Genomic DNA, 542 nt, shown 5'->3' with positions numbered 1-542 from the left:
ACTGCGGCGGTGTGGTGGGCGTGATGCTCCACTTGCCTCCGGCGTCGACCACGGCGGTGCCGATCACATTGCCCAGCGGGTCTTTGATGGTGATGGTGTCGCCGGGCGTGCCGGTGCCAATCAGGTTGGGCGTGTTGTCGTTGGTGGTCTTGTCACCCTTGACGCCGGAGTCGGTCAGGGGGTCCAGCTCGCCGGTAGGCGCAGACGGACCTGTGGTGTCAATCGTCACGGGCAGCGGTGCGGCCGGGCTGACGTTGCCGGACGGGTCGGTGGCCGTCATGGTGTAGTTGTTCTGGCCTTCGGGCTGGGGCGTGGTGGGCGTGATGTTCCACTTGCCACCCGCGTCGACCACGGCGGTGCCGATCACCTCGCCCGCTGGGTTCTTGATGGTGATGGTGTCGCCGGGGGTGCCGGTGCCGCTCAGGGTGGGCGTGTTGTCGTTGGTGGTCTTGTCGCCTTTGACGCCGGAGTCGCTGGTCGGGTCGAGCACGCCGGTGGGCGCTGACGGCGCTGTGGTGTCAATCGTCACAGGCAGCGGTGCC

General features: G+C 67.7%; 1 protein-coding gene. It reads right to left on the bottom strand.

Features of this window, described 5'->3' with window-relative positions:
- Positions 1 to 542 (bottom strand): Ig-like domain-containing protein (locus tag H663_RS41170; protein WP_240620619.1); only part of this gene is annotated, 542 nt, incomplete at both ends.

Source organism: Limnohabitans planktonicus II-D5 (assembly GCF_001270065.2).
GTDB lineage: Bacteria > Pseudomonadota > Gammaproteobacteria > Burkholderiales > Burkholderiaceae_C > Limnohabitans_A > Limnohabitans_A planktonicus.
This window is presented reverse-complemented; position numbering and strand designations above follow the sequence as displayed.